This is a genomic window from Chamaesiphon sp. GL140_3_metabinner_50, from assembly GCF_025361915.1.
Classification (GTDB): Bacteria; Cyanobacteriota; Cyanobacteriia; order Cyanobacteriales; family Chamaesiphonaceae; genus Chamaesiphon.
Genome location: NZ_JANYJC010000347.1, coordinates 1 through 13,162 on the forward strand (window position 1 = coordinate 1; position 13,162 = coordinate 13,162).

Annotated in this window: 10 protein-coding genes and 1 pseudogene; 5 read left to right on the top strand and 6 right to left on the bottom strand. The window is 45.3% G+C overall.

The window, feature by feature from the left end:
* The coding region (locus tag Q0R35_RS17005) for a hypothetical protein (RefSeq protein WP_295621148.1) at window positions 1–1,169 on the top strand (1,169 nt) is incomplete at its 5' end.
* A 99-nt stretch (window positions 1,170–1,268) separates the two neighbouring features.
* On the opposite strand, the gene Q0R35_RS17010 is transcribed toward Q0R35_RS17005, so the two are convergent.
* Both Q0R35_RS17010 and Q0R35_RS17015 read right to left on the bottom strand, forming a co-directional pair.
* Window positions 1,269–1,781 carry a hypothetical protein gene (locus Q0R35_RS17010; RefSeq protein WP_295621151.1) on the bottom strand — a complete coding sequence of 171 codons (513 nt, stop codon included), beginning with the start codon at window positions 1,779–1,781 and terminating at the stop codon, window positions 1,269–1,271.
* 115 nt (window positions 1,782–1,896) lie between these two features.
* Entirely contained in the window at window positions 1,897–2,058 is a 162-nt protein-coding gene (locus Q0R35_RS17015; RefSeq protein WP_295621154.1) for a hypothetical protein, read from the bottom strand.
* 19 nt (window positions 2,059–2,077) lie between these two features.
* On the opposite strand from Q0R35_RS17015, the gene Q0R35_RS17020 reads away from it, so the two are divergent.
* Window positions 2,078–2,623 (top strand): lipase, encoded by a 546-nt coding sequence (locus Q0R35_RS17020; RefSeq protein ID WP_295621158.1) that lies wholly within the window; start codon window positions 2,078–2,080, stop codon window positions 2,621–2,623.
* Here Q0R35_RS17020 and Q0R35_RS17025 read toward each other — a convergent pair.
* From Q0R35_RS17025 to cysK, 3 genes are all read right to left on the bottom strand, one after another.
* Window positions 2,599–3,033: a VOC family protein gene (locus tag Q0R35_RS17025; protein WP_295621161.1), complete on the bottom strand. Its 435-nt coding sequence runs from the start codon at window positions 3,031–3,033 to the stop codon at window positions 2,599–2,601. The two genes, Q0R35_RS17020 and Q0R35_RS17025, sit on opposite strands and share 25 nt — an antisense overlap.
* 103 nt (window positions 3,034–3,136) lie before the next feature.
* Complete coding sequence (locus Q0R35_RS17030; protein WP_295621164.1) at window positions 3,137–3,817, bottom strand: J domain-containing protein; 681 nt, start codon at window positions 3,815–3,817, stop codon at window positions 3,137–3,139.
* 88 nt (window positions 3,818–3,905) lie between these two features.
* The gene (gene cysK, locus Q0R35_RS17035; protein WP_295621167.1) at window positions 3,906–4,856 is read right to left on the bottom strand and encodes a cysteine synthase A; all 951 of its coding nucleotides are present in this window, start codon (window positions 4,854–4,856) and stop codon (window positions 3,906–3,908) included.
* Between the two features lie 514 nt (window positions 4,857–5,370).
* Here cysK and Q0R35_RS17040 point away from each other — a divergent pair.
* From Q0R35_RS17040 to Q0R35_RS17055, 3 genes and pseudogenes are all read left to right on the top strand, one after another.
* Window positions 5,371–7,842, top strand: coding sequence for a WD40 repeat domain-containing protein (locus Q0R35_RS17040; protein ID WP_295621170.1), 2,472 nt, complete (start codon window positions 5,371–5,373; stop codon window positions 7,840–7,842).
* 86 nt (window positions 7,843–7,928) lie between these two features.
* A pseudogene (locus tag Q0R35_RS19615) lies at window positions 7,929–9,461 on the top strand (GTP-binding protein).
* A gap of 57 nt (window positions 9,462–9,518) precedes the next feature.
* Window positions 9,519–11,396, top strand: coding sequence for a hypothetical protein (locus Q0R35_RS17055; protein WP_295621179.1), 1,878 nt, complete (start codon window positions 9,519–9,521; stop codon window positions 11,394–11,396).
* A gap of 115 nt (window positions 11,397–11,511) precedes the next feature.
* Here Q0R35_RS17055 and Q0R35_RS17060 read toward each other — a convergent pair whose 3' ends face one another.
* Window positions 11,512–13,026 (bottom strand): cryptochrome/photolyase family protein, encoded by a 1,515-nt coding sequence (locus tag Q0R35_RS17060; RefSeq protein ID WP_295621182.1) that lies wholly within the window; start codon window positions 13,024–13,026, stop codon window positions 11,512–11,514.
* Between the last annotated feature and the right edge of the window lie 136 nt (window positions 13,027–13,162).

The window sequence follows — 13,162 nt, forward strand, 5'->3', positions numbered from 1 at the left end:
TTGAGTTGTCAAGATTATTCCATGCCACTAATTCCTTTAAAGTTATGTTAGAGCAAGCGGCTTCTGCCCTAAATCGTCAGGACTATCAGACTGCCGCCAAATTAATTGCCGTCTTAGTCGAGCAACAGCCAGACGACCACCAAGTTCAACTGTACTCAGCAAAATTACAAGAAGCAACAGATCGGCTCGATAATGCGCTCGAAATTTATCGGATGTTGCTCCAACATGCTGTTAATCTTAAAATTACTACCGAGGCACGTCAAGGAATTCAAAGAATCGAGCAGATCCAATCGCAAATTCAGGCAGATGCGCTAGCGCAAGCTAGAGCTGGAATTGAGGAAAATTCTGCCCCAGGCTTTTTGGTACTAGAACCGATAGCTCCAGAACACAAGCAAGCTGTAGTCGCCAAGTTTGCGGCAATTATGGAGCTAGATCCATACAGTGCCAGACTTCAGATTCCCAGCCGGGGGTGGCGATTATATCGGTTGGGAAAGATGAGCGAATTAGAATTCTATCGAGATCGATTGCTTCAAGCCGAAATTCCGTGCTTTTGCGTCTCACAACAGGATCTAAAGCAAGTCTTTGTGTTTCAGGTAGGGCATGTGCGATCTTTTCATCCACAAGGTACGATCGTTTGTCGCGACGATCGCAGCGAACTGCGGACATTTAATTTTAACTGGTCGGAAGTCACTCAGTTAGTCAGTGGCATGTTGCCAATTTTTGAAGAAGTGATGGAAATCGACGCGCACAATCGGACTTACCGCAAACCAAAAATTCTCGACTACGTGCATGTCTGCGATTTACAATTGGGCGATCGCCGCAGTATCTTTAGATTATGTTCGCAAACTTACGATTTTTCTGAGTATAAGCAGTCACTTCATCAGCATCGCGATCGAGTTAATGAAGATTTGGGTGGATTGTCAAATACTCAGCGCATTCCGGCTACCAGTCGCGATAATTGGAAGAATGTCATGGCTCAAATTAGCGAACGATTAGCCGACATTCCGCACCAGAATAATTTTACGCCGTTTGCCGATACCGCGATCGGTTATCCAGAAGCGATCGGCAGAATCGAACCACACCTTGAATTATTACGTCGTGCCGATAGTAATTGGGATCGAGCTTTTCATCTTTACAGTACGCTATCGATGTGTCGCGATCGCAGCTAGCGTTGAGGTAGTAGGGGGTAATTCATGAAGCGGCTCGCGCTCGTCGGGTTTCCCGACGGTTTAGCGAGACAAGACATTACCCCTACTTCAATTTTAAAACTATTTACCAGGCTTGCGCTCGGCGGCAGCATTTTTGAAACCTTTAGGCTTTTCAACTTGGCGTGCTAGCTCTAAAAATCCGCGCATATTCGCCCCCGGAAGACGACGACTGCTATTAGACGATGGTTTGATTAGATAATCTGTTGCGAAGTTGGTAATCGGTGGTGCCGCAGGTGCGGTAACTACAGGTTTTGGAGCCTCCACTTTGGGGGCTTCCGCATTTTTGGGAGCCTTTTTCTCGGCTTTGGCTGCCTTTTTGTCAACTTTAGCTGCTGGTGCAGTAGTTGTAGCTGCTGCGGCGACTGCTGCTGGTGCGACGGCTGTTGCTGGTGCTGCGACTGGTGCCGCCTCTTTTACCACAGTAGCCACAGGTGCTGGCGTTGGCGCAGCCGCAGGTTTAGCTTCGGTGGCTTTCGCTTTGGCTTTCGCTTCGGGTTTAGATGAAGCATCTTCATCTTCTAACTGGAGATAGAAGCCATCATTTTTACGACCAAATAACTTTTTAAAAAACACGGTAAATTATCTCTCTCATTACATAGAAGTAAATTATCAAATTTGACCGCTAGCAAGTGCAAGATAAGCTGACAAAGCTTAACAAAAGTTTACTAGCCCTCATCTTTGAGCCACTTTAGAAACTGTCACGAACCAATCGAACTTCGATTTCTAGCCAGTCTAAAATTGACATTAACACATTGACAGGCTCACTCATCGTGGCAATTAAAAGCACCACCTCATCTAATTTTAACACCACTCCCCACCGACGCAACCCGATTCTGCTAGTGCATGGCATAATGGATACCAGCTACAATATGCGTAAAATCTCTAGCTACTTGCAAGATTTAGGTTGGCAAGTCGCCGATATCGATCTCGATGCTAATACTGGCGATACTAGATTAGAAATATTAGCAGGACAAGTAGCCGATTTAATCGATCGCACTTTTGAGCCGCACCAGCGCATTGACTTGCTAGGATTTAGCATGGGTGGATTGGTGTCACGTTATTATATCCAACGGCTGGGTGGACTCGATCGCGTCGATCGATTTATTACGATTTCTACTCCCCATTGTGGCACGATTGCCGCCAATTTTTCTGGGCGGACTGGTTGTATGCAAATGCGCCCTAATAGCAACTTTATTGCCGATTTGAGTAAAGATGTCAATCGCTTGAAGCAACTGAATTTTACATCCTTATGGACACCTTTCGATTTAATTATTTTACCGCCTAGTAGTTCCCAGTTAGGGATTGGGACAGAGTTACAATTCCCAGTTGTCGCTCATCCGTTAATGTTAGCCGACGGGCGGGTTTTAACAGCTATTCACTCAGCACTAATTCAACCCGTTACATCGCCAATTTGAGTAAAATCGTTTGCTCCAAAAATGGCTTCGCGATGACTGTAATATTTAAATTCTAATAAATTCGCAAAAGGATCTTCTAAAAAGAAAGTTCGATGTTCGGTAATTGCTCCCGGAAAGCGATGTTTTGCCGATTGATAAAATTTTAGCCGTTGCGATGTCGCGCGATCGAGTAATCCTTGCCAATCGGTTAAAGTCGGGAAGACAATCCCAAAATGACGGGGATAAATTCCGGTTTGGGGTGGTAAATCTGCGTTGGTAATGTGGGCGACTAATTGATTTCCGTATAGGTTTAAAATTATCGAATTAGCTGTCTCTCTGCCAACGGTACAACCCATGCCATCGACATAGAATTTTTTAGTGTCTGGAATATTCTCGATCGGGAATGCCAAATGAAAGATAAATTCACTCATTAGTTTACTGGTGATGAGTCGTTGGAGATTGGTTTTGAAAGTGGATAGTGGATAGCATTACTCTTGTCTCCGAACGCCGAACTCCGAACTCCATCTCCCATCTCTATTTATAACTCTTGACTTTCTTATTAGTTTCTTTCTGCAACTGAGCTGCGATTTTAAACATCTCAATGCCATCGTACAAATAGCTTTCGTTGTAGCTGGTGATGTAAAAATTTAATTCTTTAACACCATCAGAAACGCGATCGATCGTATAGTATAAATTAGCTGCAACCTCGGCAAGTAAAGACGGGTTGGGCATCGAGTGAAAAATCTTATCAATCTTCTGTAAATGTTGCTGACAATTAGTGATGTATAGCTCAAAACTTGCCATCAATTCATCATCGAAGGGATCGGCAGAAAGTTCGTGAATTTGAGTCTTGAGCGGTTTAATAATCCAATTTACCATCCGATTTATCGGTTGATAAACTTGATTTAGCCACAAGATTAAATCTTCATCAATTTCTCGTCCCACCGTCTTTGGGCGACGGGGAGAGTGATGCGGATCGGATTGTTGGCGGGGAATGGTTACCGCTGGTGAAAACTGATAATCGTAGGCTCTGCGCTGTCGCTCGTCGCCTAATACTTCATAGGCAGCATTCAGCTTAATAATGAAATCGGCATTAATTTTGCCGCCATTAACATCGGGATGAAATTCTTTAGCCAACCGCCGATAAGATTTTTTGATCTCATCAGCGGTGGCTTGAGGGGAAATTTGGAGAACTTGATAGTGCGTTTCTGACATCGATCTAGACTTTAGGCTTTAGGCTTTAGAGATTAGGTTTTAGGGGTTAGGTTTTAGGGTTTAAGCGGTAATTACGATGAGAGCGAGACTAGATAGTCTTAACTTCAGGGTCTTGAAATAGTGGCGTACTCAGATAACGTTCGCCAAAGCTGGGCTGAATCATGACAATTAGTTTACCGCGATTTTCAGGGCGACGACCGACGACGATCGCGGCACATAGAGCTGCACCTGTCGAAATCCCCGATAATAGTCCTTCTTCTCTTGCTAGTTTACGTCCATATTCGATCGCTTGCTGGTCGGTGACGGCAATTACCTCATCGATGGCTTCGATTTTGAGTACCTGCGGGACAAACCCCGCGCCAATTCCCTGAATTTTATGCGGCCCCGGTCTGCCGCCAGATAGTACGGGGCTATTAGTTGGCTCGACGGCAATAACTTTAAATTCTGGCTTGCGCGCTTTGAGTACCTCGGCTATTCCGGTAATCGTGCCACCCGTACCGACTCCGGCGACAACCATATCGACGGTTCCATCGGTATCAGCCCAAATTTCTTCGGCAGTAGTCACTCGATGAATTTGCGGATTGGCAGGGTTGCGAAATTGTTGCAACATATAAGCATGAGGTGTCTTATCGACAATTTCTTGAGCGCGGCGAATGCACCCACTCATCCCTTCACTACCAGATGTGAGTTCTAATTGGGCACCATAAGCTTTTAATAACGCTCGTCGCTCCAGACTCATGGTTTCGGGCATGGCGATAATTAATTTATAGCCCTTTGCCGCTGCCACCATCGCGAGGGCGATGCCTGTATTGCCAGACGTGGGTTCGACTAAAATTGTTTTGTGCGGCGTAATCAAGCCTTCTTTTTCGGCAGCTTCGACCATATTTACCGCGATCCGATCTTTGACAGATGAAGCGGGGTTCATACCTTCTAACTTGACCACAATATTCGCCACACAGCCTTCAGCCTGTGGAATGCGGTTGAGTCTCACTAGTGGCGTGCGACCGACTAATTCAGTAATATCGTTAGCAATTTTCATAACATCAACAGCGGATAGGGGGATCGAGAGGAGGGAGTTAAAAACGAGTGCGGCAAATGAGATCGAGATCTGAGCTTATCATCTCTCAATGCAGCCGCGATCGCTACCCAGTCATAGGTGATGGGCTAAGAGTCTACCTAAAATTCTAACAATCCTAGTTACCCCAAGGAGCCACTACTGGCAAATCATTAGTTATTAGCTACTAAAATTCAATCGGTAACAGATGATAGAGAATGTGCGGATGTTGGGAATAATAGATAAGACAGTTAATTTCATCGATCGGTCGCTAAGTGTCAACCTATTCAGGTTGCGATGGTGCTAACGATCGACAGACTTGGGTTGGAAATCCAAGCTACAATTGTTACTAGTTATCTAAAAATTATCGAATGTGGCTGGTTTTTTAATGTTGTTAAGCATTAAATTTTAACAGCTTCGATCGGTTGATATTGGAGCTGGGATTTAAGGTAGCACAACCGCCTGTGCGAGAGAATGAAGTCTTAATTGGGAGTCGGGGATGCTGGATGCGATCGTACACAATCTAGAACAAAGCAATCACATTGCCAGAATTAAAAAACTGGTATTTTGTGCGTGTACCAATAATTGGAGCAATGAAGCACAACAACTAAGTACGGCTAAATTCAAAAGCTATATCCAACAGTTACGCGATCGCTATGATTCGATCGTCGAGCTAAAATATTTGCTCTACCGGATTGTGATCAGACTCAATCACAGTACTAATTACTATACTGTTGCTAATTTCCTGTGTCAGGAAATGGAGCCGCTGTACGCTTATCCAGCGACGGGCGGCGATAGTCAGGTGCGCGAGGAGAGTAACACTGCTTCGGTGGGTCGATCTTCTGCATCGCAGATTTGGGGTAAGGAAGTTATCTTTACCGCTGAAGAGATTCAATCTGGAGCGGTATTGCAAGTAGAAATGACCGTTCTCGCGGCAACTGGGCAACTACTGACACAAGCAGTCGTAACTTTTCCAGATTTGCCACAGATGATGTCTCAGTATCAAGAATGGCAATCTCGCTATCGACGGCTAGATCCGCAAAATCATCGCTTGATGAGTAATAAAGCAGTCAGTCTGGTGCCAGAACGGATTAACGACTGTCTGGACGCTGGCGCGATGCTCCAAGCTACTTTCCATCAATGGTACGGTTCACCGGGCTTCCAGACCATCCGCGAGCGGTTAGCAACGACGATCGATCCTGAAGTCGAAATCGAGACGATCGTTCGCAGCCGTTCTAAAATTCTCTTAAAACTACCCTGGAATTCGATTTGGCAACCATTACTCGATCGCTATCCCCAGTCAGAAGTCAGCCTGTCGCTGATTCCGACGATTTCCGATCGCGCCGCATCTGAAGAGCAATTAGAAATATCCGTCCTCTCGATGCTCACGAGTGCCCAAGGGATCAAACTCGATCGATCTAAAGCATATCTAGATGCACTACCCTATACCAAATCTGAGTTCATTGTCGCACCGAGTCATGCCGATTTTGTCAACGCCATCAGCCAAAAATCTTGGAGTGCGATCTTTTTTAGCAGTTATATTTCTGGCTATCTCCCCAATCATCGGATCTACATCAATCATCACGATACGATCGGCATTGCCGAATTTAAGTATCGGATTAGGATGGCAGTTCAACGGGGTTTAAAACTCCTCATCCTTAACTGTGGCGAGGGCTTAGACTTAGCTGGAGAGCTAGTCGATCTGCAAATTCCCAACCTAATTGTCATGCGCGAAGCCGTGCAAGATCAAGTCGCTCAAGAATTTGTCAAACTCTTTCTCAAAGCTTTTTCTAGTGGTAAATCGCTCCAATTAGCCGTTAGAGATGCCCGCGAACGACTCCAAGCGATCGAAAAAGTCGTGCCATCGGCAAGCTGTCTGCCCACGATCTGTCAGCAAATTGCCGCACCTGCATCAAGTTGGCAGCGGCTGGCACACGTCACCCTCACCTCATCAGAATTGGCAGGAATTTCTCAAACTTGGGCCGATACCGAAGCCACAAATATGCTTGCCCAAGCCGATCTGACAGTCGGACTAACCGCGATTCCTCTGCCGGAGGCAATTGCTTACGATCGACTCGAATTAGTTCAGCAGCTAACGGGCTATTATAGCGAGATTTACAGTCTGGCTTTTAGTAACGATGGTCAGTGGCTAGTCAGTGGGCATGGCGACATTACCCATATCGATGATGCTGTCAAGGTTTGGCGGCGATCTGATGGTAAACTAATTCATAACTTACTCGGTCATAGTCATTGGGTTTATAGTGTCTTACTAACTGCCAATGCCGAGACGATCGTCAGTGGTAGTCTAGATGGGACGATTCAATGGTGGCAATTGACTACCGGAACCAAATTACCGCAGCTCCTCGACCATAAATCTGCTGTTAATGCCATCGCTCTCACTAATGACGGTCAACGACTCGTTTCGGGTGGTAATGATGCGCTGCTCAAAATTTGGCAGCCCCAAAATGGGCTGTTGATTCATCAATGTGCGGGTCATCTGCAAAACGTCGCTTGCGTAGCGACTCACCAACAGGCACAACTAGTCGCCAGCGGCAGCAGCGACTATACAGTCAGGTTGTGGCACTTGCAAGAAGGACGGCTGCTCAAAACGATCTTAGGTCACAGCGGTCGGATTAGTGCCATTGCCATTTCATCTGACGGCACCAAAGTTATCAGTGCCAGTCACGATTGCACGATTAAAATTTGGGAAGTAGCCACGGGTAATTTAATAACTACCCTCATCGGTCATTCTAAACCGATCGGTTGCTTGGCACTTTCCCCCGATGGGCGGACAATTATTAGTGGTGGAGACGATCGGACTGTGAAGATCTGGAATCTGAGCGATGGTAAACTCGTGCATACTATTTCTGGACACGATCGACCGATTTTATCGGTTGCCATTAGTGCTGATAATCGCACGGTTGCGACAGGTAGCTATGGCGAGATTCAAGTCTGGCAAGTACCTCTCTAGGTTTTAGGCTTTAGGTTTTAGGTTTTAGGTTAGTCGATCGAGTGGCGATCGACTAGGATGATTAGTAGATCGCTATTAATTCAAATATGCGTTTACCCCGTTCTTGGTCGATCGCGATTGCTGGAATTACCACGGCAATTTTGGCACTGTGGCTGATTAATTCTCTATATGCCTTATACGTCCAAGTTAGTTGGACGACACCGTGGTTAGCCACACCGCTATTAATCGGCATTTTAATATTAATTGGCATCGCGATCGCGGCAATAATTTACTATCTGGGGATCTTTCAAGGTTGGTGGGGTAAATCGCGCGTCAAAACCCAACCATTACCCACCGTTCCCGTCGAAAAAACTGCCGCCGCCACTGCTAGTCTGGCGGCTATCGATCTTCAGCTCCAACAAATTCAAGATGAAGTCACCCGTCAAGCTCTGCTGGCTAAATCGCGAGAAATCGCTGAAAACTTAGCGCGGGGACAAATTCGCGTCGTCGTATTCGGCACTGGTTCGGCTGGCAAAACTTCCCTTATTAACGCCATTATCGGGCGGATTGTTGGCGAAGTCGGCGCGCCGATGGGGACGACAACTAGAGGGGAAACCTACACGCTCGAATTAAAAGGCTTAGATCGTCAGATTTTACTCACCGATACCCCTGGCATTTTAGAAGCTGGCATCGAAGGTACGCAACGAGAAGCGATCGCCAGAGAACTCGCAACATCTGCGGATCTGTTATTATTTGTCGTAGATAACGACCTGCGATCGTCGGAATATATCCCCCTGATGGGATTGGCTCAAATCGGCAAACGATCGCTGCTCATCTTCAACAAAACCGATTTATATCCACCATCCGATCGCGAAAAAATTGTCGCCCAGCTTCAAAACCGCGTCCAGAGCGAGATCGACCCCCAAGATGTCATCGCGATCGCCGCTAACCCCCAACCAGTCCGACTATAATCGGGCGAAATCTTTACTCCCGACCCCGATATATTGCCCCTGATCCGCCGTCTAGCTGCCGTTCTCAGAGCCGAAGGCGAAGAATTGGTCGCCGACAACATTTTACTGCAATCTCAGCGGCTAGGAGCCGAAGCAAGGCAACTAATCGACGAACAACGCCGTCGTCAAGCCGATCGGATCGTCAATCGGTTTCAATGGATCGGTGCGGGAGTTGTTACCATCACCCCCTTACCAGTAGTCGATTTTCTGGCAACCGCCGCAATTAATACCCAGATGATTATCGAGATCGGTAAGATTTATGGCTGCGATTTAAATAAAGATGCCGCTCAAGAATTAGCCCTCTCTCTCGGTAAAACCCTGACTAGTTTGGGCATCGTTAAAGGTGCCATTCAACTATTATCTGCGGCTCTGACTATTAACGTCACTACCTACGCGCTAGGCAAAGGTATTCAAGGCATTACCGCCGCCTATCTAACGCGAATTGCTGGACGCAGTTTTATCGAATACTTCCGCCAAGATCGATCGTGGGGCGATGGTGGCATGGCAGAAGCCGTACAGCAACAGTTTCAATTAAATCGCAAGGAAGACTTTATCAAAGCGTTCATTGGACAAGCGATCGCCTCTGGTACGATTAAGCTTAATGAAAAAATTGGTAATACCCAAAAATAGCATCGATCGCCAGTCATTTGGGCATAATAACTGGGTAATCTAGCGATCGATAGTCTCATGCGGCGCAAAAAAACAATCTCTCTAGAAAAGCCTGCACAGGCTCCGATCGAGTATCGATTTAAACTATTACTTTTTCCTTATCTTGCTTATACTATAGCCGTTACTATTTTAGGTAATTTTACTTTTGGAATATTTGCTTTTTTCAATATCATATCTACGAATGAAGCCATACTAACTTCGATCGGGTTTTCTTCAGGTTTATTAGTAGTAGAACTATTGGCACTATGGTTCACAATTAAAAAATCCGACCTCATCCTAACAGCAGAAAATATCTCTGCTGTCGATCTTCGGTATCGTCGAAAGTCTATCGGTTGGCAAGAAATTACTTTATTAAAACACTGTCATCTATTTGGAATTAGATACTTATCTATTAAAACAGCAGATGCCAAAGATATTATAGTTGCATCCCGCTATTATCATACAGCTCAAATACTCGATCGAGTCCGAGAATTAGCTGGGACAGAACATATATTAGTCCGAGCATTAGAAAAAGAATTATCTCGTCCGCGCCGCGAACTTACTAAAGTTTGGTGCTGGGTTATCGGCTCGATCGCATTAACAATGAGCATTTATCTAATTGGTGGAAATATCTATGCCGCCGAACAGGAGCAACCATTACAACAAGCGATCGCTGCTTATATCAGTCAACATCCTCAGCAAGCACCGAATCAATCGGCAATTGAGTTACAAGCTTTAATGACTAAATTAGGACTATCTGTTAACGTATTTGGCGATGGTAGCGAAGTCAAAGTTAAATCGACAACAGCCGCGATCGACGATTGGAAATCGATCGAAGTACCACTCTATACCTTTCTTAATAAACAGTCAGATAAAACTGAAGATTCGGTCGAACCAATTCCCGCTAAAATATTAACTTATCTTAAAAATCATCAAGCCGATCTAGATGCGATCGAAACTCATCTGGCAACTAATCCACTCCCAGAATGGGGTACCGACGGATGGATCGCCCAGAGCGATCCAAAAATTGACAATAGTCCCCTATTCACACAAAAGATCGATACTATGGGGATCTCGCATCTCGAAAGTTTAACTATTTTAAAGATGTTGGATCGGCAACAGCAGCCAAACACCGATTTTTCCAAGAATTTAGCTACTCTCGAAAAACTTCAGCAATCGATTCAATCTCAGCAGTCATTAATGGGACAGTTGACTAGCATCATCGGTGAAAGTAGAATATCGAGATTCGTTAGGCAGATAGATACACCTGTGGCGAAATTAAATGCCCGATTGCCGCAAGGATGGGGCGACAACTTATTTACTCGCGAACGTCACGCGCAAATGATTGGTGCGATCGAATATGAATCGATCGTGACTAATAAGTTCCTGTTAAATGCAGATTTATTCGATCGCTTATTAGCAGTTAACTATGATAGTCCATCACGCTTTATTCCAAAATTATCCTATTTAATTCATCCTCGCTTACGATTAGCCGCAGTCGATCGGCATCAAGAAGTTACTAAAGGTATCACCTATTGGCGCAATCAAAATATCTGTCGCACAGATGGACAAAGTGGCATCAAATCGCAATTAGATTTTGACGATGCTACGATTTCACCCACACTGTTAACCAGTCAATATGCTAAAGTAATCAAACAAGATTTACTATGGGAACTAACAACTAGTGTCAGACAAGTAAAAGCTAAATTAGCCACCGGGGAAAATGCCGATCTTGCAGCTAAAGAGTTTAATCTACCATCGAAAGTCTGTCAGGGAGAAAAATGGATTGCTAAGTCAATAGATGGATCTGTAAATATTTCATTCAGCCACCTACCTAATTGGAAAGCATTAGGGATGAACAATCCGGCTAAGAGTGATTCACTGACATATACCATTAAACCGATCGATCGAGGTTAGGAAAGATAGCCAAATACGGTTCGGTTAATGAATCATCGATCGTATACTAGTCCGCGTAGGCGGACTTTGCAACACTAGCGGCGGTTTCAACCGCTGACTAACTATCTAGTAATTATTAAGCCCCACCATCGAGGCTTTTTAAAAACTGTTCCGCTGCTAATAGATGCTGCTGTTGCTTCTCTGGAGCCATTTTATCGAAAGTTTTCACCAACATCCCCAATCGCGGATTACTCAAAAAGAAATCGCGATGGACGTGCATAAATCGCCAGAACAAACCATCCCAAATTGGTTGCCAATCACCTTTTGGATAATTGCTCATCTTCATCAGATAATTACTCCCGCTGATATAGGGCTTAGTACACATCCCACCACCATCGGCAAACTGGCTCATCGCATACACATTCGGCACCATTACCCAATCGTAAGCATCGACAAACATCTCCATAAACCAGCGAAATACCTCATCGGGATCGAACTCACATAACAGCATAAAATTACCCGCTACCATCAGCCGCTCGATATGATGACAATAACCGCTTTTAAGTGTTTTCTTAATCGTGGCATCTAACGGTAAAATTCCGGTCGTTCCCTCCCAGAAACTTTTAGGAATCGGGCGAGTAAAGCCCCAATAGTTGCGCGTACGCTGGCTGCGTCCCCGGCGATCGTATGTAATCCGGATAAACTCTCTCCAGCCTATTAGCTGCCGAATGAAGCCTTCTAGGCTATTTAAAGGCACCTTATCGACCATCTTTAAAGCTGCGTCAATGACCTGTTGGGGCAGTAGTAATCCGGTATTGAGCAGCGGCGATAATACGGAATGATGTAAAACCGTCTCATTTAAGACGATCGCATCTTCATACGCCCCAAAATCAGCAAACCGCACCTCTAAAAAGTCTGTCAGCCACTCATCAGCCTCGTCATAAGTAGTCGGGTAAAAACCCGCTGCGAATGGCTGCTCCACCGAGCCATAATTATTGCCAAAATGCTCGCTCACATAAGTCTGAGCTTCCCGCACGTACCCATTCAACTCAGGTAGATCTAAAACTGGAGCCGATCGACCCTTAGGAAATTTTAAGCGATTATCGACATCGTACGTCCATTTTCCGCCCAACGGTTTACCAGCTTTATCTACTAAAATCTCCCGCTCTTTGCGTCTGTCGATATAAAAGTCCGTCTGCTTATAGCTTTTGCGCTTATCGAAAAATGCAGAGATTTCCGCCGGATCTTCCAAAAATTTTGGCGTTGGGTACTTGCGTAATTCGATGCCATGCTGCTGCGCTCCCGCCGTCAACCGCTGTTGCAGCCAGTCATCCACCACATCTGCATAGTGGAGTTCGCCGATCCCTTCACTAGCAATAATGGGCATCAGCTTCTGAATGTCGCATTCCGCACTCGTCGCCGGAATATAGCGCACCTCATAGCCTTGTTGAGTCAGGTAATCTGCATACATCTGCATCGTCGCGCGATGCAGTAACAATTTTTGCTGATGAAAGTTGTATTGATTAAAAAATAACCACTCTTCAACTAGATAAACAATTTTACCCGAAACTAGTGCTGGATGTTGGCGAAAGAGTTGATCTGGAAAAACAATGCTAGCTAGAATTGACATGGCAATCGCACTTTCTCGCATTGTAACAATTCTGGGCTAGATATCGACCTGAATTATGCCTCGATGTTCGATCGGAACCGCTGTTGAAATGCCGTCAGCGTATCTGAATTATGACTGATCAGACGATTCTTGCTGCCAAGGGGTTTGCAACCGTATT

Bases quoted from the DNA above. Each gene is read 5' to 3' on its own strand.
- Q0R35_RS17040 (WP_295621170.1), top strand. From the start codon at position 5,371: ATGCTGGATGCGATCGTACACAATCTAGAACAAAGCAATCACATTGCC.
- Q0R35_RS17030 (WP_295621164.1), bottom strand. From the start codon at position 3,817: ATGTCAGAAACGCACTATCAAGTTCTCCAAATTTCCCCTCAAGCCACC.
- Q0R35_RS17060 (WP_295621182.1), bottom strand. From the start codon at position 13,026: ATGCGAGAAAGTGCGATTGCCATGTCAATTCTAGCTAGCATTGTTTTT.
- Q0R35_RS17020 (WP_295621158.1), top strand. From the start codon at position 2,078: ATGCGTAAAATCTCTAGCTACTTGCAAGATTTAGGTTGGCAAGTCGCC.
- Q0R35_RS17055 (WP_295621179.1), top strand. From the start codon at position 9,519: ATGCGGCGCAAAAAAACAATCTCTCTAGAAAAGCCTGCACAGGCTCCG.
- cysK (WP_295621167.1), bottom strand. From the start codon at position 4,856: ATGAAAATTGCTAACGATATTACTGAATTAGTCGGTCGCACGCCACTA.
- Q0R35_RS17015 (WP_295621154.1), bottom strand. From the start codon at position 2,058: ATGCCATGCACTAGCAGAATCGGGTTGCGTCGGTGGGGAGTGGTGTTA.
- Q0R35_RS17025 (WP_295621161.1), bottom strand. From the start codon at position 3,033: ATGAGTGAATTTATCTTTCATTTGGCATTCCCGATCGAGAATATTCCA.